This is a genomic window from Marinobacter alexandrii (genome assembly GCF_005871205.1).
Classification (GTDB): domain Bacteria; phylum Pseudomonadota; class Gammaproteobacteria; order Pseudomonadales; family Oleiphilaceae; genus Marinobacter; species Marinobacter alexandrii.
On the sequence record NZ_SWKM01000011.1, the window covers coordinates 961,423 to 985,176 of the forward strand.

The following is a 23,754-nucleotide window of genomic DNA, read 5'->3' on the forward strand; positions in this document are numbered from 1 at the left end:
ATAATGACTGAATCAAATAACGCGGCCGTAACCCGGTCCGCCTCCTGGCTCTCAGCGCTTCGCACAGCGATTGTTCTCATTATCCTTTGCGGCGGGCTATATCCGCTGCTCATAACAACCGCCGGAAAAGTGATGTTTCCCCATCAGGCACTGGGAAGCATGATCATCATTGACGACACGATTGTTGGATCGGAATTGGTTGGACAACGGTTCACAGCCCCGGAATACTTCCACGGGCGGCCGTCCGCAGCGGAGTATGACCCCTTCTCGGTCGGAGGCTCCAACTACGCAGCCAGCAATCCTGACCTGAAAGCACGCGTTGCAGACGATTCCGCAGAGATCGCGCAAAGAGAGAACGTAGCCCCGACGTCTATCCCTGCGGACTTGCTCGCAGCATCGGGCTCTGGAATTGATCCTCATATATCCCCGGAATCGGCGATTTTACAGGCCGAACGCGTGGCGAGTGCCCGTGGCATTGCGATTGCGAGGGTCAACGAACTGATTGCAAAGTACACTGAAGGTCCCACACTCGGCGTTTTCGGACAACCACGTGTAAACGTTCTGAAACTCAATCTGGCATTGGACGGCAAGGAGTTTGACGATTGAATCAAGGCGACCCTAATCGCCCCAACCCGGACGCGCTCCTGAAAACCCAGGAGCGTGAGTCCGCCGGCGGGCTCAAGATCTTTCTGGGAGCGGCCCCGGGCGTGGGTAAAACCTACCAGATGCTGCAGGCAGCCCATGAACTTAAACGGCAGGGTGTGGATGTCGTCGTTGGTGTCGCGGAAACCCATGGGCGTTCCGATACCCTCGCCCTGTGTGAAAACCTTGAGCAGCTTCCGGATAAAGAGGTTGAGTACGCCGGCAAGCAGTTCCGGGAGTTCGATCTAGATGCCGCCCTGAAACGCAAACCGGATGTCCTGTTGGTGGACGAGCTGGCCCACCGCAATATCCCGGGCACCCGCCACCCCCGGCGTTACCAAGATATTGAAGAACTGCTGGATCAGGGCATTACCATCTGGACGGCTATTAATATCCAACACCTGGAAAGCCTGTCGGACGTGGTGGCCAGTATCACCGGCGTGCGAATGCGAGAAACGGTGCCGGATTCGATCCTGGAACGGGCCCGGGACATCGTGCTGGTCGACCTTACCCCCTCAGAACTCCTGGAGCGGCTGCGACAGGGCAAGGTCTACGTGCCCGAGCAGGCCCGTGCGGCAATGGACGGCTATTTTTCACCCTCCAATCTGTCCGCGCTGCGGGAACTTGCCGTTCAGGCCATTGCCGAACGGCTGGATTCCGACGTTCGGGAAACCATGCAGTCGAAGGGCATTGAAGGCCCCTGGCACATTCGATCCCGAATGCTGGTTGCGGTGGACGGCTCTGGTCAGGGTGAAACCCTGGTTCGAGCAGCACGGCGGCTCGCCGAGCGCCGGAAAGCGCCCTGGACCGTCGTCACCGTGGACAATGGCCGGGCAGGCGCTGACGAACGCCAACGGCTGGAAAAAGTGTTTGATCTGGCCACCCGCCTGGGCGCAGAGGTCAGGACGCTTCGGGGATACGACGTGCCCGGAGAAATCCTGGCCTTCGCGAGAGAGCAGAATGTCACAACCCTGGTTCTCGGCCGTTCCCACAATCGCTGGTGGCACCTTCGAAAATCCACCAGTCGTAAGCTACTGAAAGAGGCCGAGGCCTTTGAAGTCACCTTTATACCAGTACCTAAAAAACAAAGGCGCCGGCTTGCTGAAGCCGCCGGCCATCCGGTCAGATGGAGCGACTATGCCTGGGCCGTTGGCAGTGTAGGTGCTGCAACCGCCATCGCCATGGGACTACAAAACGTTCTTCCACTGGGCAACCTGTCCCTGATCTTTCTGACATCCGTATTGTGGGTGGCCTCCCGAACCGGTATTCGTCCTGCCCTGTTCACGGCGGCTCTGAGCTTTCTGACCTACAACTTTTTCTTCACGGAACCCCGTTTGACCTTCCACATGGCAGATACGGATGAGCTGCTGACCGTGGTGTTCTTCCTGATTATCGCTGTATCTGGAGGCAACCTTGCCGGCCGATTGCGGGACCAGGTCCAGATGCTTCGCGCCTCGAATGATCTCACTGATGCTCATCTGCAGTTTACCCGCAGACTCGCCTCTGTGCCTGATATCAACTCTGTCCAGACCGAGGCGGTCGAGGCTCTCTATGCCCAACTCAAGCTTCCTCTGATTATCGCCCAACGGAGCCCTGAAAATGATGCAATTGAAGTGGTGGTTCAGGGCGGCCCCTCTCACCCATTAAACGATGCTGCACGATCGGCCATCGATTGGGCCATCCGCAACGCCAAACCCAGCGGCGCGTTTTCTGACACGCTGAACAGCCTTCCCTGGCGCTTTGAACCGATTGAAGCAGACGGTGAAGTCTACGGCGTACTCGGTTTTCGAGTGGACGATATGACCCCGGAGTATTACCGGGGCCTGGCCATCAACGTTTACGTGCATCAATTGGGTTTGGCGTGGTTTCGTACCCGCCTGGCCGCCAACCTGTCAGCATCCCGAGTGGCGGAGGAAACCGAACGGCTGCGCTCAGCGCTGCTCTCCTCCATCTCCCATGACTTGAGGACGCCGCTATCGTCCATGATTGGCTCTGCCAGCACGCTGAAATCGATGTTTGACCGGCTCTCGGATGAGGATCGCAATAGCCTTCTGGATGCGGTACTGGGTGAAGGCGAGCGCCTGGATCGCTACATTCGCAACCTGCTGGACATGACCAAACTGGGCCATGGCACACTCAAGATCGAAAGGGATTGGATTGCGTTCACCGATATCCTTTCTTCGGCGCTAAGGCGCACCAGAAACCTGATGTCGAAAGTTCGTGTCGAACGGGAGGTAGAAGAGGACCTTCCGTTGCTTTTCGTGCATCCGGCGCTTATTGAGCAGGCCTTGGTCAACGTGCTAGAGAACGCCGCCAAGTTCGCGCCCGACGGCTCAACTCTGTCTATCCGCGCCCACAGAAAGGAAAACGAATTAATCATAGCGATTTCCGACGAAGGGCCGGGCATTCCAGAAGACCAGAGGAGCCAGGTATTCGATATGTTCTTCACCGGCGGCGAAGGCGACCGGGGGCCTCATGGTAGCGGGCTCGGCCTGGCTATCTGTCACGGCATGGTCGCGGCTCATGGTGGCCGGATTCAGGCGTTGGCTGGCCCAAATGGTATCGGTGCCACCATAGAAGTAGCGCTGCCCCTGATAGAATCCCCTGAACAAGAGTCCAATCGGGAATCCAGTGAATGACTGAACCAGCAAAAGACCGGGAAAAGCCCTATATTCTGGTCATCGACGACGAACCGCAAATCCGGCATTTCCTGCGTATCAGCCTGAAAACGGAAGGATACGAACTGCTCGAAGCAGAGAACGGGGAGACCGGGCTCGGGTTGTGCGCGAGGCATTCACCGGATCTTGTGATTCTGGATTTGGGGCTTCCGGATATGGATGGCTCGGAGGTGCTGGCCGGTTTGCGGGAGTGGTCATCAGCCCCGGTGATCATTCTCTCGGTGCGGGATCGGGAACTGGAAAAGGTAAAAGCCCTGGATCTTGGAGCCAACGATTATGTAACCAAACCCTTCGGCGTCGATGAGCTGCTGGCTCGAGTTCGAACCCAATTGCGTAACCACCAGAAAGGAAAAAACGCTGTAGCTCCTGAAACCTCGGCCATTTTTGATAACGGTGAGCTTAATATTGATCTAGCCATGCGCAAAGTCACGGTTAGCGGTGAGCCTGTCAAACTCACACCCAAGGAGTTTGCCGTACTGAAGGTCTTGCTGCTTGCATCTGGAAAGATCGTCACACAATCACAGTTGCTCAAGGATATTTGGGGGCCGACTCACACCACCGATACCCATTATCTGCGCATTCTAATTGGGAGATTGAGGCAGAAGCTCGGAGATGACCCTACGGAGCAACGCTATATCCAAACCGAGCCGGGTGTAGGATATAGATTTCTAGAATCTTCCGATCAGGTATGAAAGATCAGGGATCGAGGACTCTGGACTTCACCCAAAAATGCTCATTAGCGAATGATGGACTTACCCCGGCTCACTAGATACTCCTGGCCTATGATTGGACTTCCCCGGTGCAGTGGATACCCAGAAAAAGAGTCTGCATTTCTCCATGAGAAGGTGTTGATCGCTCATCATGAATGTTCGCTTTGCGACCCGAGCGGCCAATAAATGGTGACAATCCCCGGCCACCATATGGTGCCATGTCCACCTCAGGGAGTGGCCTCGCGCCCCGGAAACTGGCACAGTTCACCACACCTATCGAACAATAACAGTAAGAGGAAAGGCCGGTGACGGATCTTGTGGATTACCAACTGAATGACGGCGTTGCGACCATTACCATCGCCAATGGCAAGGCCAATGCGCTGAGCCATGAGGTGTTTGAAGCGCTGAACGCAGCCCTGGACCGGGCGGAATCGGATGAAGCCGTGGTTATCCTGACCGGTCAGCCGGGCATTTTCTCCGGCGGGTACGACCTGAAGGAAATGCAGAAGGGCGGCAATGAGGCGTCAGCGCTGGTGACGGTGGGTTCCAAGCTGACTCGTCGGTTGTCGGCTTTCCCGTTTCCGGTGATCGGCGCCTGCAGCGGCCACGCCATTGCCAAGGGCGCGTTCATTCTGTTGTCAGTGGATCATCGCATCGGCGTTGAGGGTGATTTCAAGCTGGGCCTCAATGAAGTGGCCATTGGCATGACCATGCACCGTGCAGGCATTGAAATTGCCCGGCACCGCCTGACGCCAGCTCACTTCCAACGTTCTGTGGTGAACGCGGAAATATACGGGCCCCAGGGCGCGGTGGACGCAGGTTTCCTGGATGAGGTTGTGGCTCCGTCTGAACTCAGTAGTCGCGCCAATGAGCTGGCACAACAGTTCAAAAAGCTGAACATGCGTGCGCACAAGGAAACCAAGCGCAAAGCCAAGGCTGAGTACCTGGCGCTGATGGATCGCTGCATCGAGCAGGATTCTGAGCACCTTGGGCTGGCGGGCTAATCTGACTCTGAGGGGGCGGAGAGAGATATGCACGGCCCGTTCAATGGGCGGGGCCAGGAGAAGGTTGGTTGCCCTCGAACAAGGCCGCCTGGCCAGCCACCTCCGCCAACATGTGTTCCCGAAAGGTCTGAATGCGCCGAGTACGGCGCAAATCCGGGTGGTAGAGCAGCCATAGGCCAAGATCGAAGCTCGGGTCCGGAACGCAGTAGCGCTCTAGTCCGGCATTGCTGTCCCCCATGAAGCACGGCAGGTAGGCCAGTCCCAGCCCCTGTTCCAGGGCCGCTACGGTGAGCAAGGTGTCGTCCACGAAAAACTGATGATCGTGATCCGGACAGGCTTGTTGTGTCCAGTTGTGGTGAAAATCGCAGCAATCGACCCCGAGCCACCGGGGTGGTTGGCCAGAAGCTCTGAGCTCTTTGAGGTAAGTACGGCTGCCATAGACGGTCGAGGCGACCGTGGTCAGCCGGGCGCCGATCAGCGTGTCCAGAGGCGTGTTGGTCAGACGGATGGCGATATCGGCCTGTCGGTCTGCCAGGCTGACGTACTTGTTGGATACTTCAATGTGTAATTTGATGCCGGGGTGCGCTGCACTGAAGCGGGCAAACATCGGCATCAGGATACTCGACGCCATGTTGTTGATGGCCGTGACATGCAGGTCGCCACACAGCTGGCTGTCCTGCCTGCCCAGGGCGCCCTCGCAATCGAGAAACTCCAATTCCATTCGTGACGCTGAGCGCTTCAGCTCCTCGCCCGCTTCTGTCAGTTCGTACCCTGACGGTTTGCGTTCAAGCAACCGCGTCCCCAAGTCCTTTTCCAGCTGCAGGAGACGTCGGGAAACCGTTGAATGCTGAACATTCAAACGTCTCGCCCCACCGCTGATAGAGCCTTCTCTGGCCACGGCAAGGAACACCCGTAAGTCATCCCAGTGCATCACGAACTCCCTTTCTGTGCATTTCTGCACATCCGGCGTCGGTTTTTTGCGAATTGAGTCAACAGTAGACCCGGCGCAGGCTTGAGACAAGCAAATACTGCTCTGCACCAGATGCTCAGCGGGCTGACCGCGCTGGAGCAAGACGATGCCTGGGCTGAATTTGCCGGGGCTTTCGGGCCCCGACGCGCCAGACAGGCAAGGAGACATGCCATGGCTACCATCGCGATTGTTCAGGAACCACCGGTCTTTCTTGATCGGGACAAAACTATTGAGAAAGCCGTTTCATGTGTAAAAAAAGCAGCAGAGCAGGGCGCCGAACTGGTGGTTTTCTCTGAGGCCTTCATCCCTGGTTATCCCACCTGGATCTGGAGGTTAAAGCCCGGAGGCGACTGGGGGTTGTCCGAGCAGTTGCACGCCCGGCTGTTGGCCAATGCCGTGCAGATTGATTCCGAGCAGTTGCGGCCCTTGTTCGATGCCGCTCGGGAGCACCACGTATCCGTCGTCTGTGGGCTGGAGGAGCGGGACCAGGGCACCAGCCGCGCCACACTCTATAACACCGTGATCACCATTGGCCCGGATGGCCAATTGCTGAACCGTCATCGAAAACTCATGCCCACCAATCCGGAGCGCATGGTCTGGGGCTTCGGGGATGGCTCAAGCCTTCGGGTGGTGGATACGCCGGTGGGCCGCGTTGGTACGCTGGTTTGCTGGGAGAACTTTATGCCCCTGGCGCGCTGTGCTTTGTTTGCCCAGGGTATCGAGATCTATATTGCGCCCACCTATGACAGCGGCGAGAAGTGGATTCGCTCGCTCCAGCACATCGCCCGCGAGGGTGGTTGCTGGGTGTTGGGCTCGGGCAATCTGCTCAGAGTTAGCGACCTTCCGGACGACTTTCCGGAACGGGAACGGCTTTACCCCGACGCAGATGAGTGGATCAATCCGGGAGACTCCCTGGTCATCAACCCATCAGGCGATATTGTCGCCGGCCCGCTGCGTCATGAATCCGGCCTGATTATGGCCAACATCGATCTGGAGCAAGTCAGCGCCGCGAAGCGCAGCCTGGATATTGTCGGGCACTATGCGCGCCCGGATATCTTCACGCTTCAGGTGAATACCAATGCGCAAACACCCGTGGAATTTCACCCCGGACGAGAGGTGCATCATGAACACCGATAAAGCCTACCAGGGCAGTTGCTTCTGTGGTGCGGTGCAGTTCACCGTCGGCGGGGACCCCGAGGCCATGGGCTACTGCCACTGCGAATCCTGCCGCCACTGGTCCGCAAGCCCGGTCAATGCCTTCACGTTGTGGAAGCCTTCGGCCATTGAAATTACCCGGGGCGCCGATCAGATCGGCAGTTACAACAAAACTGACCAGAGCTACCGCAAGTGGTGCAAGCAGTGTGGCGGCCACATCATGACCGAGCATCCGGGCATGGGCCTGACCGACATCTATGCGGCGCTGCTCCCGGATCTGGTCCATGAGCCCGGCGTGCACGTGCACTACCAGGAGACGGCTCTGCACATCTACGACGGCGTGCCGAAATTCCGGGATGCCCCTGATGAGGTCGGAGGAAGTGGAATAACTTTGCCGGAGTAAACCGGTGGGCCATTAAACTGCTCACTTTCCGAACGAAAATGTTGCCGGCTTCAGGTATCTGAGGCCGGCACTCTTTCGGGATTCACGGGTTTTTCGCATCCTCTAGATGGGTCATCCTTGAGCCACAGCCACCAGAGGAACGCAACGATGAGCAGACTTTCCGATCACGTCGACTGGCAATATGTCTTTCGGGAGTACTGGAACGTTTACCGTTTCGGATCGGCCGGCGGTAACAGCGTTATTCGTTCGCACCTGAAAGACGTCCGCAATCGCCTGAATGCGGAGCTGGAAATCAATCCTGAAGTTGCGTTTGATCAGCCCAATAGTCTGCCGGTGTGTGCCTGGTTGGGAAGGGCCATGGATCAGGGGCTCAATGAACGCACAGCACCGCTGGTGCGCTCGCTTGCCCGGGTTATCGATCAACTGACCTGGCGCTATGGCTATGAACGCATGCGAAAGGGCCTGGCGCGCAAATACGCCTACGCGGAGCTGATGGGGCCAAATGGTCCCGTGATTAGCAAGAAGCTTATTCTCGGCCTTGTCCTTTTTGCACCCCGATGCACCTATCCTGAGCACAGCCACGACGGTATCAGCGAATCCTATATCTGCCTGAGTGGATCCGTGTCAGACAGCAACTACAGCGTGTTCACGCCGGGATCGTTGTTGTTTAATCCACCAAAACGCGCCCATCGAATGACCACCGGTGATTTCGAGCCAACATTGCTGGCTTACGCCTGGACCGGTGATGAAGACAAGCTGGCCCACCAGAAGATGGATTTCTCGATCAAGAAGTAGAGCCAGATGTCGTGGAGAGAGCCGGATTCCGCCCCAATAGCTGGAATCCGGGGATTTCCCGAGTTAGCGTTGGCGCCGAACACATAATCGCCCTGGCGGTCATACTACCTGGCCAGGTCCGAACAGCTGGCCTCAGTAAGCGCCTTCGCTGTAGATCAGCTCGTAGCTGTGGCTGTAGATCTCGAGGATGTTGCCGAACGGATCTTCCATGTAGATCATGCGGTACGGCTTCTCACCCGGGTAGTAGTAGCGCGGCTTTTCCATGCGCTTCTTACCACCGGCAGCGACGATACGCTCTGCCAGCCCTTCAACGTCCGGATCCTGAACGCAGAAGTGGAATACACCGGTCTTCCAATACTCGAAGTTGTTTTCCGGGTTTTCCTGGCCCTTGAACTGGAACAGCTCAACGCCGATCCGGTCGCCGGTGGACAGGTGGGCAATGCGGAAGTTGCCCCAGCCCGGACCAAACACGTCGGTGCACATTTCGCCGATGGCACTGTCGTCTTCTTCGATGTCGGTCGGCTTCATGATCAGGTACCAACCCATGACTTCGGTGTAGAACTTCACCGCTGCTTCCAGGTCGGGTACGGAAATGCCAATGTGTGAAAAGTTTCTTGGGTAAACGTTGCTCATTTGCTGTTACCTCTTGCCTCTGTGACTGTGCGAGTAGATTACAAACCCTGGTTTATCACGTAAAATTATCATTTTTAATGTTTTCGAGTATGAATCGTAATGATAAATCCCGTCTGGCTACGTAGCTTCTGCACTCTGGTGGAGGTTGGCAATTTCACGCGCACCGCAGAGCGCCTGCACATGACGCAATCGGGTGTCAGTCAGCATGTGCGAAAGTTGGAAGAGCAGCTTGAGCTTTCTTTGCTGGTCCGTCAGGGCAAGCAGTTCACCCTGACAGATGCCGGTGAGCGGCTGTACCGCGAGGCCAATGTGATAGTCGAGTCACTCTCCGATCTTGAGCGACGGGTAGGTGCGGATCCCGCTTTTGAGGGCCTGGTGAGGATCATGTCGCCGGGCAGTGTTGGGCTGAAGCTGTACCCGCACCTGCTGACGTTGCAACAGCGTCATCCGGGCCTGATCATCGATTACCGGTTTGCGCCCAATTCCGATGTCGAGCGGGCCATCGCCGAATACCGGGTGGATGTGGGCATCATGACCAAGCCCGCATCCCGGGATGAGGTTGGCTTTAAACCGGTAGGCGAAGAGGCTTTGTTGCTGGTGACACCGGAGGGGATGGAGGAACCCAGCTGGGACCAATTAATGGCGCTCGGATTTATCGATCATCCGGACGGGGCTCACCATGCGGGCTTGCTGCTGGGGGCTAACTACAGCGAGTTCCATCACAGCAACCAGTTCCCGCCGGCCGGTTTTTCCAACCAGATCAGTTTGATTCTCGAGCCGGTCAGCCGGGGCTTGGGGTTTACCGTGTTGCCGGCCTACGCCATTGAGGCGTTCCAGCAGCCAGAGAAAGTGAAGACCCACCGATTGGCAACACCCGCCAGTGAAACCTTGTTTCTGAGCTTTCGTCGCAACCAGCCTCTGCCCAACCGAGTCAGCACCGTTATCGATGCCATGCGCGAAGGGCTCGGTCTGAGTGCTGGCGATTCGCCCGAAATGGTGTAGTTTGGGAAGATTCAGAAGGTCTGCAGTTTTCAGTCAATAATTAGTTCTTTATCACGGAATTCGGAGGTCCAGCGTGTCCCAGTACGAGCAGTTTGCCAGTGACAACTACAGCGGTGTATGTCCGGAAGCCTGGGAGGCGATGGCCGCGGCAAACCGCATGGACGAGGCCGCCTACGGCGAGGACAGTTGGACTCAGCGGGCGGCGGATGGGATCCGTGGCCTGTTCGATACCGACTGCGATGTCTTTTTTGTGTTCAACGGCACCGCGGCCAACTCCCTGGCCCTGGCCTCTATTGGGCAATCCTTTCACAGTGTCATCTGCCACGAGTTGGCGCACATCGAGACCGACGAATGTGGCGGGCCGGAATACGCATCCAACGGCGCAAAGTTGCTGCTGGGGCAGGGGCCGGATGGCAAGCTCACGCCTGAGAGCATCGAGCACCTGGTTACCAAGCGCACCGATATCCATTACCCAAAGCCGAAGGCGCTGAGTCTGACCCAGGCCACGGAAGTGGGCACCCTCTACACCCCCGAAGAATTACGCGCGATCAGGGCCACGGCGGACAAGTACAACCTGAGCATCCACATGGATGGTGCCCGGTTTGCCAACGCTGTGGCTGCGCTGGATGTGCACCCGTCGGAGATCACGTGGAAAGCGGGCGTGGATGTGCTGTGTTTTTCTGGCACCAAGAATGGCCTGGCCCTGGGGGAGGCCGTGGTGTTTTTTAACCGGCAGTTGGCCGAGGATTTCGAGTGGCGCTGCAAGCAGGCGGGTCAGCTGGCGTCCAAGATGCGCTACATCTCGGCGCCCTGGTGTGGATTGCTGGATAACGATGTCTGGTTGCACAATGCCCGGCACGCCAATGCCTGCGCTGCACGGCTGGCCAGTGGGCTGGAAGGTCTGCCCGGTGTTGCCCTTCGCTATCCGCGGCAGGTGAACGGCGTGTTCGTGGAAATGCCGGAACCGGTGCAGGCGGCGCTGCGGGCCAAAGGCTGGCGCTTCTACAATTTCATCGGCGGCTCGGCCCGGCTGATGTGCTCCTGGGCGACCACAACCGAGCGCGTGGATCAGTTCGTAGCTGATGTGCGGAGCCTGGTGGCCGCCTGACAGCAGCCGGTGGGCACCAACTCGGTGGCCCACCGGCTTTAATTTCCGGGTGTTTTGGCTAAACTTTAATCAGGTGTTTTGCCCGGAGTCTGTATCAATGGAACCTGCTCCCGACTCCTGCCGGTTTTCTTCCTTTTTCCATCTGCGCCGACTTCGGCGTGTACTCTTCTCTGTCCCTTTTATGCTGGTAGCTGCGCTGGGTTTTGCCGGCAATGTTGCGGGTGAGGGCAGTCCCGGTCTCACCGTCCTTGATGGTAAGGCATTCCTTAGCAACCTTGGCCAAGAAGGCCAGCCTGCTGACATCGAGGACCTCCTGGTATTTGAAGATGGCCAGTTCGTGTCGAGGGAGTGCGAGCGATACTGTGGCTACGTGAAAGCCGATTACTGGGTGCGGGCGCACGACGATGCGGTTCAGATGTTTGCGGAAGTGCCTTGTACCCTCTCCGATGCCGTCATGCGTTGGAAGGCGACGATCCGGGGCGATGAAATTGAAGGGACGTTCCTCTGGATAAACAAGCGCTGGTACTGGACATTTGAAAAGCAGTTCTGGTTCAAAGGCCACCTGGTTAATGCGGAGGCGCAGTGACTCGTCTGGCCATGCCGAGTCGTGGGCTAGTAGCGGGGCTGATCAAACTCGGCATCTTGTTCGCCATCATTCTATTGGGAAACCTCCTTACCAGAGGCGTTGTTGAGGGACTGGACCTGTCGATACGGCCCGGGACAGAGCCCATGCTGCACCGGGTGATCATGACTGCAATGATTGCTTACATACTGTTGATGGCGATCCCTTTTGTGCCCGGAGTGGAAATTGGTCTGGCGGTGATGATGATTCTCGGGCCGAAAATCGTGCCTCTGGTTTATTGCTGCACCCTGCTAGCCTTGTGTCTGGCTTTCGCGATTGGGCGATTGATCCCGGAGGCGACACTCATCAGATTCCTTCGGGAGTTGCGGCTTGTGCGGGCCGCGGCGTTCTTGGAGAGCTTTCAGGGTCTCAATGGACGGCAGCGAATGGAGTGCCTGACCGCAAAGTCCCCGAAACGGTGGGTGCCATGGTTGCTTAGGCATCGGCATCTTGCGCTCATGCTGGCGATTAATATGCCTGGCAACATGATCATGGGTGGCGGCGGTGGATTGGCACTGATGGCGGGCATGAGTCGATTATTTTCGGCGCCGCACTACCTGATGCTGGTAGCCGTGGCGATTTCCCCAATCCCCATTTTTCTAATGATTTTCGGAAACAGCGTCGCTGATTGGCCGGTGTAAACCGGGAAACTCCAGTGGAGATGTTGGTGGGTGTGATGGTATATATGCGTGGGTAACCATCGCATAGCGCCAAGCAGCGATGTCTTATTCATGTCTGGGAACCTAGCAATGCCAAGAGCAAGTGAAATCAAAAAGAATTCTGCAGTGGATTACGATGGCCGGGTGTATTTCGTGAAAGACATTGAGCGCTCGGTGCCTCAGGGGCGGGCTGGCGGTAGCCTGTATCGCATGCGCATGTACGACGTGGTAACCGGCAGCAAGATTGACGAGACCTTCAAGGATTCGGACATGCTGAATCTGGCGGATCTCACCCGCCGGCCGGCCACCTTCTCCTACGCCGACGGTGAAGAGGTGGTATTCATGGATAGTGAAGACTTCACCCAGTACAGCCTGAACCGTGAGGCCATTGCCGATGAGCTTCTGTTCATCAGCGAAGACACCCAGGGCCTGATGGTGATCCTGGTCAGCGACGCGCCGGTATCCCTGGCGCTGCCGCCGACGGTGGAGCTGGACATCAGCGAGACCGATCCTTCCATCAAAGGCGGTTCCGCGACCGCGCGCACCAAACCGGCTACCCTGTCGACCGGGCTGGTGGTGCAGGTGCCCGAGCACATTTCCACCGGCGACCGGATCAAGGTGAATGTCGAGGAGCGCAAGTTCCTGAGCCGTGCCTGAACTTGTTCGAGGAGGCTGAATGACCGATTCGAATACCAAACTGGTGGTTTTTTACGACGGCGCCTGCCCGACCTGTATCAAGGACCGGCGCTGGTACGAAAAGCTGGCGGGCAAAACAGGCGAATCGGTGGAATGGCTGGACATTACCGGCCGTGATGACGAACTGCGCAGTGAAGGTGTTGATCCCCATCGGGCCCTGAGAGAGTTGCACGTGAAAGACACTCAGGGTCGAATCCATCGCGAAATGGACGCCTACATCCTGTTGATGGCCCGCGTGCCTGTGCTGAAACCCGTGGCCTGGTTGATCGGCCTGCCGTTGATCCGGCCGGCCCTCGCCCGGCTATACCACGCCTGGGTCGCTCGGCGGCTTGATGCCGATGCCGACTAAGATCTAATCCCCATCAGGTGCTTAAGGTACTATTGTTAAAGTGAAAATTAGAGAACGCCAGCTCATCCGCTCCGAGATTCGGGGTTGGGATCGGTTGGCGTTTTTGCGTTAACACCAATAACAATACCGCGAGGACATTCTATGTTGCAGAGACTGACCAACGGCTCAGTGAAACTGGTCGAGCGTTATCTGCCCGATCCCTACGTACTGGTCCTGCTGCTTTCGACGGTGGTGTTCGTGGCCGCTATCGCCTTTGAAGGCCAATCGCCGCTGCAGATGGTGCAGTACTGGGGCGATGGCTTCTGGAACCTGCTGACCTTCGCCATGCAAATGGTCCTGGTCCTGGTCACCGGCTTCGTGCTGGCCAGCACCCCGTTTTTCCGCACGATCCTCAAGGCCTTGGCGCGGCTGGCCAAATCGCCTGGCCAGGCGGTTATCCTGGTTACGCTGGTGTCGTTGGCGGCAGCCTGGATCAACTGGGGCTTTGGCCTGGTGATCGGGGCGCTGTTCGCCCGCCAGGTGGCGCGGGAAGTGCCCAGCGTGAACTACCCGTTGCTGATTGCCAGCGCTTACAGTGGCTTCATGGTCTGGCATGGCGGCCTGGCCGGCTCGGTGCCGCTGGTGATTGCCACCGAAGGCCACTTTACCGCCGATATGATTGGCGTGATCCCCACCAGTGAGACCATTTTTGCCCCGTTTAACCTGCTGCTGGTGCTCGCCATGTTCATTGTCATACCAGTGGTGAACAGGCTGATGATGGGGAAAGATGGCAAGCACGTTGACGCCATCAAGCTGGGTGACGAAGCTCCGCTGCCACCACTGAAGAACGACCGCCCGGCCGAGAAGCTGGAAAACAGCCTCATCCTGGCTCAGGCCATTGGGGTGATGGGGGTTATTTTTGCTGGTTATTATTTCCTGGCGCGCAGTGGTTCACTGAACCTGAACATCGTTAATTTCATGTTCCTGATCCTGGGCATCATCCTGCACGGTCGGCCGTCCCGCTTCATTGCCAGTGCCACCGAGGCGGTTAAAGGCTCTACCGGTATTATCATCCAGTTTCCGTTCTACGCCGGCATCATGGCGATGATGGTGGATTCCGGGCTGGCCAGCAGTCTGTCCAACTGGTTTGCCAGTGTTGCCAACCCGACCACCTTCCCGCTGTTCACCTTCCTGAGTGCCGGAATCGTCAATATCTTCGTGCCGTCTGGTGGTGGCCAGTGGGCGGTGCAGGCACCGATTATGCTGGAAGCCGGCGCCGCGCTGGGTGTCGAGCCGGCCCGCACGGCCATGGCGGTGGCCTGGGGTGACGCCTGGACCAATATGATCCAGCCGTTCTGGGCGCTGCCGGCGCTGGCGATTGCAGGCCTGTCTGCCAAGGATGTCATGGGCTACTGCCTGATCGTGTTGTTGGTTACCGGCGTGGTGCTGGGCTTCGGGCTGATGTTTTTGCCCTGAGCTTCCGCTCTATTGAGGAGTCCGGCTCTGCATGGGCCGGACCCGCTGTCAATGGATAGGCTTCGGGAACCAGGGCTGACAGGGTGTCAGTCTTGTTCGTTTTCGCTCACCATTAAAGAGTTAGCCTCGAAGATTCTCTCCGGTGAAACCGGCCGGCAAAAATAATAGCCTTGGGCAACGTCACAATGGCTCTCATTAAGAAATGCTAATTGTTCGGCCGTTTCTACGCCTTCCGCCACGACTCGCATATTTAACTGGTGCCCCAGCGCGATGATGACGCGGGTTATCGATTCATCGTCCTGGTTAGAACAGATGCCGTCGATGAATGATTTGTCGATCTTGAGCGTGGACACCGGAAATTTCTTCAGGTAACTAAAGCTGGAATAGCCGGTGCCAAAGTCGTCGATTGCGAACTTTATACCCAATTTTTTTAGGTCTTTCATGACCGAAAACGCTTTGGTGGCATCGGCCATGAGAAGGCTTTCGGTAATTTCCAGTTCGAGATACTGAGGGTCCAGATCCGACGCTACCAGAGCCTGCTCAACGGACTCGAGAAACTGCTCGTGACTGAACTGCTTGGCAGAAACGTTTACCGATACGGTGATCGGCGGATGTCCCTCAAGTTGCCACCGTCGATTCTGTCTACAGGCTTCGTTGAGAACCCAGCCTCCGACGTCAATAATCGCTCCTGATTCTTCGGCCCGGGGGATGAATCTACTTGGAGGAATGTTTCCCTGTTCAGGGTGTTCCCACCGTATCAATGCTTCCACGCCAATCGTTTTTTTTGTTTTTTGGTCTACCTGAGTCTGATAGGCCAGTCGGAACTCTCCGTCCGTCAATGCCCGGGCAATACCTTCGTTCATTTCCAGGCGCTGATGAACGAGTTCGCTAAGCTCCTTGGAATAAAAGCTGAAAGCATCTCTGCCATTGCTTTTGGCATCGTACATAGCGAGATCCGCTGCTCTTAACAGGTCTACCACCGTTGTCCCATCCTCCGGGTATCTGGCAACACCGACGCTGCTCGTGACCTTGACCATTTTCCCGGATAAGGCAACGGGTTGAGCTATTGCCGAGCGAATTTTATTGACCAGAGCCTCTATGGACTCGGTATCGTCCGGGTAATCTTCAATCAGAATGATGAATTCGTCGCCCCCGAGGCGAGAGAGCGTGTCCGAGGCGCGAATGGAAGACAGTATTCGGCGACCCAGCGTTCTCAGAAGCTTGTCACCCGAGGCGTGGCCTAGCGAGTCGTTCACATCCTTGAAGTTGTCCAGATCGATAAACAGCAACAGGACCGATGGTGGATACGATAACGAGATACTGATCGCCGACTCCAGTTTATCTTGCAGGAATTTGCGATTGGGTAGACCCGTCAAGGAGTCGTGATGAGCCAAATGAAACAGCTTGGCATAGGAGGTGCGCAAGGCCTTCAGCGGCAGGGTTCGCAGTGAAAGTGCAACGTAAAGGCCGAGCAATCCGCATATCGCTGCAAGAAAGGTGGTGTCGATCAACACCTCACGCATTGAATCCTCCACGCGAAAGAAGCCTACATGTTGGGTTGCATCAAATAGAGGTGTGTCGTGTTTGATGAGGGGGGCAGGGGGTGGTTGGTCAGTATTCTCGGCCAGTACCTCGCCATCGAGAGTGACAATGCTGAATCGATTCTGGTTTCGGGGCAATTGCTCTGCAGCTTCACTTTCTGCGACACGGTTTTCTACCAGCGCATTGAGCGTGTGCTCCTCAAATTTCCACATGTCGGGGTTTTTGTTGATGGCGTCTATGACCATTGACCCATGAATTCGGCTCATTGCTTGGATGGCGGCGCGTTCATGCTCGTATTTCATGGCGAGATAACTGGCAGGGATTCCCAACCCAATCACAAGCGCAATGATGACTGGGGCAATACTGAGGTATCGTTCGATTTGTGAACTGGAGGAACGATTTGTGCTCATTAATAGTCTCCGACGATGCCGCCATACTTAACAATTATGGCCCTCGCTTCGTCAGTCTGAAGGTAGGTTAGGAAGCTGTTTGCGAGGGCGGAGTTCGTTGGTTTTTCTATTGCGTAGATCGTCTTGCCGATCGGGTATTTGCCGGAGTTTAGATTTTTTAGGGTTGGCGCTACACCATCCAGCCTCAAGATATTGATACGTCGATTTTCTGCTCGTAGAAGTATCAAAGAGGTGACGCCAATAGCTCCTTTAATGGACGCGAGGTCGTCGGCGGCGTCAGAATCGGTTGCAGCGACATTCTTTCCGGTGCGCTTGTGGGCAGTCAGCATTGCTTGGCGGAGATTGTCACTCATATCCATGAGAATTTGAGTGTCTGCGTCTTTAAGTGGTCTTAGAACTGGGCGCGCCAAGGCGCCGTTTCCCCAGTGGGTCATTTCTCCAGATAAGATGTTGGCGACTTGGTCGGAGGTGATTGCGCTGATTTCTATTGCCGGGTGCGTTGCTATCACGAGAGGCGTTCGAAAGAGCCGTGTCGCAATAAGGCCTCGCTGGAGCTCCTCCTCTTTCAGTTCCCGTGAGCTGAAACTGACAGTCAGTTTGTCTGCTACCAGCGCTTTGACTCCTCCTCCGCTGCCGAGGCTCGGGTAAACTACCGTTTTAACAAGAGGGTGATGACGCTCGTATGCCTTTACCAAGATTTTGAGAATGCCAGTCGCTGCGCCCGTACCGCCCACGTACAGGCTGCCTTTGGCGGCTGGCGGTGCTCGTTCAGTACTTGAAGCATTCAAGCCAGACGCGAAGGACAGTAACATTACGATTGTAAGGCCAGCAGGAGCAAGGCGGCGGACGTTGCATTTCATATATGTGCCCTAATGCTACATACTTTTATTGTAGGCGTTGCCCTAAGGCCACATTGTTGTCTTGTTGTAATTTTGTGTAGTGGGCAGACTGGCGTGATCAGGCTTCATCTATGACGATTTTTGGCATTCTAATAACCCCACTCATGCAAAAATAATGATAGAACATGGTTCCTTAACCGCCATCTGAAATTGGAAGAACTTTGATGTCAGAATGTTCCGCAAAGTCTGTCTCGGCCTCCGCCATAGAAAAGCACGTCTATAAAGTCTTTCCTAACGATATGAATGCCCATAACACGGTGTTCGGGGGCATGATCATGGCCAAATGTGATCGTCTCGCTCTTGTAGTTGCCGAAAGGCATTCGGCCCGTGTGTGCGTGACCGCCGCGGTGGATTCCATCCATTTTCGGGCGCCTGCCAAAGGGAACGACACCCTGCTGTTCAGCCTGTCACTGAACCGCAGCTGGGGCTCGTCCATGGAGATTGGTGCGCGGGTGGAGGCGGAGAACAGCTACACCGGCGATACCCGTCATATCCTGTCAGCGTTCTTTACCTTCGTGGCCCTGGATGAAAACGACAAGCCAGTGGATGTGCCCGAGGTGGTGCCAGAGACGGATGAACAGGCGCGCCGGTTCGCGAACGCCGAGGTGCGTCGCGACGGGCGCCTGAAGACCCGCGAGAAACTGGCCAGCCGCTGATCCGGACGAAGCCCGGCGGCCTGCAAGCAGACGCACATTTCCAGCTTCTGGAATGCGGACTACACTGATAAATGAAGTCGTAGCTATGAGCAGCCAGCAGGTTTCAGTTTGGATCAGATCAAGCCCCTGCCGATAGGCGCCCAGCACTACATTCTCATGCTGATTCCGAGGCTTATCCGGGATATTGAGGAGCTGGGGTTGCCCCATATTATCCGGACGTCCAGCTTTACTGAGCGGGAAGTCACCACCCTCTATTTCGAGTTCGTTTCCATAAACCGGGTGCTTCCGACTGACCCAGAGCACATTGCGCCTGGGCTGTGGCAGCATCTGATCTACTGTGTGCAGGTGATGAGCGAGATGGTGAATTCCGCCTCCATGGAGGAGCTGGCCCAGGCCCGGGAGCAAGCCATCCAGAAGTTTTTGCCCCACGCCCGGCAGGCGGTGGAGAAGGAGTACCGCGACCAGTGCAGGGAGGGAGCGGTGGATCTGCATCTGGCGGGAGTGTTGCGACAGGACGGCTCGCCGGATCAGTCCCGTGAACTGTGTATGGAGGCAATACGGCTGGAGCGCGAGCAGCGCATAGAGTCAGTGAAGGGGCTCTCCACCGCCCACCTGGATGCCCACTCGGCGTGCATCGTTGAAGCCGCAAAAGCCTTTGTTGAACAGTCCCATGCTGGCGCACCGGAAGATTTCGGGTTGCTGGACCTGGTGGTCCGGTTGCTGGACTTGCTGCGTCTGGTGCACGTGCTGGAAACGTTGCCGGCATCACAGGCGGCGGTCCCGGCTGATTTTTCCGTCGACAACATCGTGCTGGGCATTGGCAACGCGCTTTACCGCAAGGAACTGGGGCTGCGCTTTAACCAGGTTAAAGCTCCGCGTCCTTAACGTTTTCCATCACCACAAAGGTACTGGTCTGCAGCACATGGGGCAGGGCAGAGATCTGCTCGCCCAGTACCTGCCGGTACTCAGCCATGTTCCGGGTGCGCACTTTCAACAGGTAATCGAAGTTGCCGGCAATCATATGACATTGCTCCACCGCGGAAATCTGCTTAACTGAATGGTTAAAGGCGGCCAGGGCATTACTGCTGGTGTCGTCTAGGGTGACTTGGGCAAAAGCGATATGGGACAGACCGAGTTTGGTCTGGTTCACCAGCGCGGTGTAGCCGGTGATGAAGCCCTGCTCTTCAAGCCGCCGCATGCGCACCTGGCAGGGTGTTTTGGACAGGCCGACGCGGGACGCCAGTTCGGTCACCGTTATCCGGGAGTTCTTCTGCAGTTCGCGAATTATGGAGTGATCGATTCTATCCAATTCGACCATAGGGTCTTTACCTTTGTGCGTAAATGGCCTGTTTGCGGCCTGAATATAATCAAAAAACCTGCTCGTGGAAACTTCTTAGCCAATTTGGCTGTCTGGTTTTAAAGGCACATTGATCTTCAGACGACCTCAAGACGTACGCCCTAGTGAGGCACTGGAAATGTTCATCGGCAACAGCCTCAAGTCGCACTCCTTTGCGAACGTGACGTTACCCTGTACTGGTCAGAAGTGCCCAGGCGAAGGAAAGTTGGCTAGAACATCGAATTATTAAGGCAAATTCATAAATTATTCCCGCATAAAAAAGACATTTAGCCTCGTGTGTTTGGTTTTTAAAGAGAAATAGTCTTTGTCGTTCTCGGTAGAATGCCGGCAAGACAATTAATGAAGAGGGTGTAGCTATGAGACCGCAGCAATCAGAGACGCCGACACTGGTCGACAGCCGGCAGGCCATTCGTGATTACTACCTTGCTGACGAGCATAAAGTCGTCCATGAGATGATTGCGGGCGCCCAGTTGTCGCCGAGCGAGCGCGAAGCCATTTCGGCCCGTGCCGCTGACTTGGTGCGCAGCGTGCGCAAGAACGCCAAGCCCACCATCATGGAAAAATTCCTCGCCGAGTATGGTCTGACCACCAAAGAAGGCGTGGCGCTGATGTGTTTGGCCGAGGCCCTGTTGCGGGTGCCGGACAGCATGACCATCAATGACCTGATCGAGGACAAGATTACCTCCGGCGCCTGGGGCACGCACCTGGGCAAAGCCTCGTCCCAACTGATCAACACGGCCACCATTGCCCTGCTGATGACCAGTAACCTGTTGAAGGAATCCGAGCGCAACAGCATCGGCGATACCCTGCGTAGGCTGCTCAAGCGTTTTGGTGAGCCGGTCATCCGTACCGTGGCGGGCCAGGCCATGAAGGAAATGGGCCGTCAGTTCGTGCTCGGGCGCGATATCGACGAAGCCCAGGACGAAGCCAAAGACTACATGGCCAAAGGCTACACCTATTCCTACGACATGCTGGGTGAAGCCGCGCGCACCGACGATGATGCCAAGCGGTATTTCGACTCCTATTCCAACGCCATCGACAGTATTGCCAAGGCGTGCAAAGGCGATGTGCGCAAGAATCCCGGCATTTCCGTAAAGTTGTCTGCGTTGCTGGCCCGTTACGAGTACGGCAATAAAGAGCGGGTAATGAACGAATTGCTGCCCCGTGCCCGCACCCTGGTGAAGAAAGCCGCTGCTGCCAACATGGGTTTTAACATCGATGCCGAGGAGCAGGACCGCCTGGACCTGTCCCTGGACGTCATTGAAGAGCTGGTCGCCGACCCGGAGCTGGCCGGCTGGGATGGCTTTGGTGTGGTGGTGCAGGCCTACGGCAAGCGCTCCTCCTTCGCCCTGGACTGGCTCTACGGGCTGGCCGAGAAGTACGACCGCCGGTTTATGGTACGTCTGGTTAAAGGCGCCTACTGGGATGCCGAGATCAAGCGTGCCCAGGTGATGGGTCTGGACGGCTTCCCGGTCTTCACCCGCAAGGCGTGCAGCGACGTGTCGTTCGTTTCCTGCGCGACCAAACTGATCAACATGACGGACCGGATATACCCGCAGTTCGCCACCCACAACGCCCACTCGGTGTCCTCGATCCTGGAGCTGGCCAAGCTCAAGGGTGTGAGCAACTACGAGTTCCAGCGTCTGCATGGCATGGGTGAATCCCTGCACGACGAGGTCCTAAAAGCGAGCGGTGTTCCGTGTCGCATTTATGCCCCAGTCGGGCCGCACAAGGATCTGCTGGCGTATCTGGTTCGCCGTCTGCTGGAGAACGGTGCTAACAGCTCATTCGTGAACCAGATCGTAGACAAGAACATTACTCCTGAGGAGATTGCCAAGGACCCGATCGATGCGGTCCGTGAAATGGGCGATAACATTTCCAGCAAGGCCATCGTGCACCCGTTCAAGCTGTTCGGGGACCAGCGCCGCAACTCCAAGGGCTGGGACATTACCGATCCGGTTACGGTGCAGGAAATTGATGCCGGCCGCGACGCCTTCCGCAGCCACCGCTGGAAAGGCGGCCCGCTGATTGCCGGTGAGGTATCCGGCACCGAGGTTCAGGTCGTGCGTAACCCGGCCGATCCGGAAGACCTGGTGGGCCATGTCACCCAGGCGACCGATGCCGATGTCGATACTGCTATCTCAGCCGCCCGGGAAGGCTTCAAGGCGTGGTCTGCCAAATCCGCGGAAGAGCGCGCCGCCTGCGTACGCAAGGTGGGCGAGTTGTACGAGGAACACGCCTACGAGCTGTTCGCACTGACCACCCGCGAGGCGGGCAAGTCACTGCTGGACGCGATCGCAGAGATCCGCGAAGCGGTGGACTTTGCTGAGTTCTACGCCAACGAAGCCGTCCGGTACAAAGACGCCGGCGATGCCCGTGGCGTCATGTGCTGCATCTCGCCGTGGAACTTCCCGCTGGCCATCTTCACCGGTCAGATCCTGGCCAACCTCGCCGCCGGTAACACCGTGCTGGCGAAGCCGGCGGAGCAGACCTCCTTGCTGGCAATCCGCGCTGTGGAGCTGATGTACGAGGCCGGTATTCCTAAAGACGCCATCCAGTTGCTGCCGGGTACCGGTGCCACGGTGGGTGCTGCACTGACGTCTGATTCCCGGGTTTCCGGTGTTTGCTTCACTGGTTCCACCGCGACCGCACAACGCATCAACAAGGTGATGACCGAGAACATGGCGCCGGACGCTCCGCTGGTAGCGGAAACCGGCGGCATGAACGCCATGATCGTGGATTCCACCGCGTTGCCGGAGCAGGTCGTCCGGGACGTACTGGCATCTTCGTTCCAGAGCGCCGGTCAGCGTTGTTCCGCCCTGCGCATGCTGTATGTGCAGAAGGACATCGCCGATCACCTGCTGGAGATGCTCTACGGCGCCATGGAAGAGCTGGGTATTGGTAACCCCTGGTTGCTGTCCACCGATGTCGGCCCGGTCATTGACGAAACGGCCCGCAAGAAGATTGTCGATCACTGCGACAAGTTCCAGCGCAATGGCAAGTTGCTGAAGAAGCTGCCGGTTCCGGAGCAGGGCCTGTTCGTTTCTCCGGCGGTACTGAAGGTGTCGGGCATCGAGGAAATGGAAGAGGAAATCTTCGGCCCGGTGCTGCACGTGGCGACGTTTGAAGCCAAGGACATCGACAAAGTTGTCGACAGCGTCAACGCCAAGGGCTATGGCCTGACTTTCGGTATCCACAGCCGGGTTGATCGGCGGGTAGACCGGATCGCCAGCCGGATCAAGGTTGGTAACACCTATGTGAACCGGAACCAGATCGGCGCCATTGTCGGCTCCCAGCCGTTTGGTGGTGAAGGTCTGTCGGGTACCGGCCCGAAGGCGGGTGGTCCGCAGTACGTGCGCCGCTTTATGAAAGGCAACACCGTGGAAGTGCCGGCGCAAACCGGTGGTAAGTCGGTGGATGCCAAGAAGCTGCAGAGCCTGATTGGCAAGCTGGACTCATTGAAAACCCAGAAGCCGAACGACCGCATGGCCCTGCTCAAGCCGATCTTCGGTGAGGTGCCGGCGCCGCTGGATGCCCACGCCGAGGAGATGCCGGGGCCGACGGGCGAACTGAACCGTCTGACCAATCATGCCCGTGGCGTGGTGCTGTGTCTCGGGCCGGATCAGGCAACTGCGCTGGAGCAGGCCGGTGTGGCGCTGTCTCAGGGCAACAAGGTTGTCGTGGTTGCGCCGGGCGTTGAAGCCAAGGTCAACGAGGCGGCCAAGGCCGGTTTGCCGATTGTGGGTATCGATGGCCAGTTGGAGCCAGAAGCACTGGCAATCGCCAGCGGTTTTGAAGCCGTGGTCAGCTGTGCCCAGCAGGAGTTGCTGCGCGACTATCGCCTGGCATTGGCCAAGCGCGATGGCGCGCTGCTGCCGCTGATCACCGAGCACATGCTGGATCAGCGGTTCGTGATAGAGCGTCACCTGTGTGTGGACACTACTGCAGCGGGTGGTAACGCAAGCCTGATCGCGGCGTCTGAGTGACGCCCGATCCGGCACCGCGGGCT

Annotated in this window: 22 protein-coding genes; 17 read left to right on the top strand and 5 right to left on the bottom strand. The window is 57.1% G+C overall.

The window, feature by feature from the left end; genetic code table 11:
* The first annotated feature begins 3 nt into the window (after positions 1–3).
* From kdpC to FCS96_RS04840, 4 genes are all read left to right on the top strand, one after another.
* Positions 4–606 (top strand): potassium-transporting ATPase subunit KdpC, encoded by a 603-nt coding sequence (gene kdpC, locus FCS96_RS04825; RefSeq protein WP_138439076.1) that lies wholly within the window; start codon positions 4–6, stop codon positions 604–606.
* A complete protein-coding gene (locus FCS96_RS04830) occupies positions 603–3,281 on the top strand; it encodes a sensor histidine kinase (RefSeq protein WP_138439077.1) in 2,679 nt (892 codons plus the stop codon). The genes kdpC and FCS96_RS04830 overlap by 4 nt, the downstream gene beginning before the upstream one ends.
* Positions 3,278–4,012 (top strand): response regulator, encoded by a 735-nt coding sequence (locus tag FCS96_RS04835; protein ID WP_138439078.1) that lies wholly within the window; start codon positions 3,278–3,280, stop codon positions 4,010–4,012. Before FCS96_RS04830 ends, FCS96_RS04835 begins: the two co-directional genes overlap by 4 nt.
* A gap of 323 nt (positions 4,013–4,335) precedes the next feature.
* Positions 4,336–5,034 carry a crotonase/enoyl-CoA hydratase family protein gene (locus FCS96_RS04840; protein ID WP_138439079.1) on the top strand — a complete coding sequence of 233 codons (699 nt, stop codon included), beginning with the start codon at positions 4,336–4,338 and terminating at the stop codon, positions 5,032–5,034.
* 40 nt (positions 5,035–5,074) lie between these two features.
* Here FCS96_RS04840 and FCS96_RS04845 read toward each other — a convergent pair whose 3' ends face one another.
* Positions 5,075–5,965 carry a LysR family transcriptional regulator gene (locus tag FCS96_RS04845; RefSeq protein ID WP_138439080.1) on the bottom strand — a complete coding sequence of 297 codons (891 nt, stop codon included), beginning with the start codon at positions 5,963–5,965 and terminating at the stop codon, positions 5,075–5,077.
* 210 nt (positions 5,966–6,175) lie between these two features.
* Between FCS96_RS04845 and FCS96_RS04850 the strand changes: the two genes are divergently transcribed.
* The 3 genes from FCS96_RS04850 (at position 6,176) to FCS96_RS04860 (ending at position 8,357) form a co-directional block, all read left to right on the top strand.
* The gene (locus FCS96_RS04850) at positions 6,176–7,141 is read left to right on the top strand and encodes a carbon-nitrogen hydrolase family protein (RefSeq protein ID WP_138439081.1); all 966 of its coding nucleotides are present in this window, start codon (positions 6,176–6,178) and stop codon (positions 7,139–7,141) included.
* Positions 7,128–7,562 carry a GFA family protein gene (locus FCS96_RS04855; protein ID WP_138439082.1) on the top strand — a complete coding sequence of 145 codons (435 nt, stop codon included), beginning with the start codon at positions 7,128–7,130 and terminating at the stop codon, positions 7,560–7,562. The genes FCS96_RS04850 and FCS96_RS04855 overlap by 14 nt, the downstream gene beginning before the upstream one ends.
* A gap of 147 nt (positions 7,563–7,709) precedes the next feature.
* Positions 7,710–8,357, top strand: a complete 648-nt coding sequence (locus FCS96_RS04860) for a dimethylsulfonioproprionate lyase family protein (RefSeq protein ID WP_138439083.1) — start codon at positions 7,710–7,712, stop codon at positions 8,355–8,357.
* Positions 8,358–8,489: 132 nt separating this feature from the next.
* Here FCS96_RS04860 and FCS96_RS04865 read toward each other — a convergent pair whose 3' ends face one another.
* A complete protein-coding gene (locus FCS96_RS04865) occupies positions 8,490–8,990 on the bottom strand; it encodes a lactoylglutathione lyase family protein (RefSeq protein ID WP_138439084.1) in 501 nt (166 codons plus the stop codon).
* Positions 8,991–9,089: 99 nt separating this feature from the next.
* On the opposite strand from FCS96_RS04865, the gene FCS96_RS04870 reads away from it, so the two are divergent.
* From FCS96_RS04870 to FCS96_RS04900, 7 genes are all read left to right on the top strand, one after another.
* Positions 9,090–9,992 carry a LysR family transcriptional regulator gene (locus FCS96_RS04870; RefSeq protein ID WP_138439085.1) on the top strand — a complete coding sequence of 301 codons (903 nt, stop codon included), beginning with the start codon at positions 9,090–9,092 and terminating at the stop codon, positions 9,990–9,992.
* 73 nt (positions 9,993–10,065) lie between these two features.
* Positions 10,066–11,100, top strand: a complete 1,035-nt coding sequence (locus tag FCS96_RS04875; RefSeq protein ID WP_138439086.1) for a threonine aldolase family protein — start codon at positions 10,066–10,068, stop codon at positions 11,098–11,100.
* A 97-nt stretch (positions 11,101–11,197) separates the two neighbouring features.
* On the top strand, positions 11,198–11,686 hold the full coding sequence (locus FCS96_RS04880) for a hypothetical protein (RefSeq protein ID WP_212747039.1): 489 nt from the start codon (positions 11,198–11,200) through the stop codon (positions 11,684–11,686).
* Complete coding sequence (locus tag FCS96_RS04885; RefSeq protein WP_138439088.1) at positions 11,683–12,363, top strand: hypothetical protein; 681 nt, start codon at positions 11,683–11,685, stop codon at positions 12,361–12,363. Before FCS96_RS04880 ends, FCS96_RS04885 begins: the two co-directional genes overlap by 4 nt.
* A gap of 108 nt (positions 12,364–12,471) precedes the next feature.
* Positions 12,472–13,038, top strand: a complete 567-nt coding sequence (gene efpL, locus FCS96_RS04890; RefSeq protein ID WP_138439089.1) for an elongation factor P-like protein EfpL — start codon at positions 12,472–12,474, stop codon at positions 13,036–13,038.
* A gap of 19 nt (positions 13,039–13,057) precedes the next feature.
* Positions 13,058–13,426, top strand: a complete 369-nt coding sequence (locus FCS96_RS04895; protein ID WP_138439090.1) for a thiol-disulfide oxidoreductase DCC family protein — start codon at positions 13,058–13,060, stop codon at positions 13,424–13,426.
* Positions 13,427–13,567: 141 nt separating this feature from the next.
* The gene (locus FCS96_RS04900; protein ID WP_138439091.1) at positions 13,568–14,881 is read left to right on the top strand and encodes a short-chain fatty acid transporter; all 1,314 of its coding nucleotides are present in this window, start codon (positions 13,568–13,570) and stop codon (positions 14,879–14,881) included.
* Between the two features lie 86 nt (positions 14,882–14,967).
* On the opposite strand, the gene FCS96_RS04905 is transcribed toward FCS96_RS04900, so the two are convergent.
* Together FCS96_RS04905 and FCS96_RS04910 are read right to left on the bottom strand one after the other, a co-directional pair.
* Entirely contained in the window at positions 14,968–16,833 is a 1,866-nt protein-coding gene (locus FCS96_RS04905) for a putative bifunctional diguanylate cyclase/phosphodiesterase (RefSeq protein ID WP_138439092.1), read from the bottom strand.
* Complete coding sequence (locus FCS96_RS04910; protein WP_138439093.1) at positions 16,833–17,693, bottom strand: PstS family phosphate ABC transporter substrate-binding protein; 861 nt, start codon at positions 17,691–17,693, stop codon at positions 16,833–16,835. Before FCS96_RS04910 ends, FCS96_RS04905 begins: the two co-directional genes overlap by 1 nt.
* 203 nt (positions 17,694–17,896) lie before the next feature.
* Here FCS96_RS04910 and FCS96_RS04915 point away from each other — a divergent pair, with 203 nt between their 5' ends.
* Both FCS96_RS04915 and FCS96_RS04920 read left to right on the top strand, forming a co-directional pair.
* Entirely contained in the window at positions 17,897–18,388 is a 492-nt protein-coding gene (locus FCS96_RS04915; protein WP_138439094.1) for an acyl-CoA thioesterase, read from the top strand.
* A gap of 108 nt (positions 18,389–18,496) precedes the next feature.
* On the top strand, positions 18,497–19,273 hold the full coding sequence (locus FCS96_RS04920) for an insulinase family protein (protein ID WP_138439095.1): 777 nt from the start codon (positions 18,497–18,499) through the stop codon (positions 19,271–19,273).
* On the opposite strand, the gene FCS96_RS04925 is transcribed toward FCS96_RS04920, so the two are convergent.
* Positions 19,254–19,706: an Lrp/AsnC ligand binding domain-containing protein gene (locus FCS96_RS04925; protein WP_138439096.1), complete on the bottom strand. Its 453-nt coding sequence runs from the start codon at positions 19,704–19,706 to the stop codon at positions 19,254–19,256. The genes FCS96_RS04920 and FCS96_RS04925 overlap by 20 nt on opposite strands.
* A 395-nt stretch (positions 19,707–20,101) precedes the next feature.
* Between FCS96_RS04925 and putA the strand changes: the two genes are divergently transcribed.
* Positions 20,102–23,731, top strand: a complete 3,630-nt coding sequence (gene putA, locus FCS96_RS04930; protein ID WP_138439097.1) for a bifunctional proline dehydrogenase/L-glutamate gamma-semialdehyde dehydrogenase PutA — start codon at positions 20,102–20,104, stop codon at positions 23,729–23,731.
* Positions 23,732–23,754: the final 23 nt, after the last annotated feature.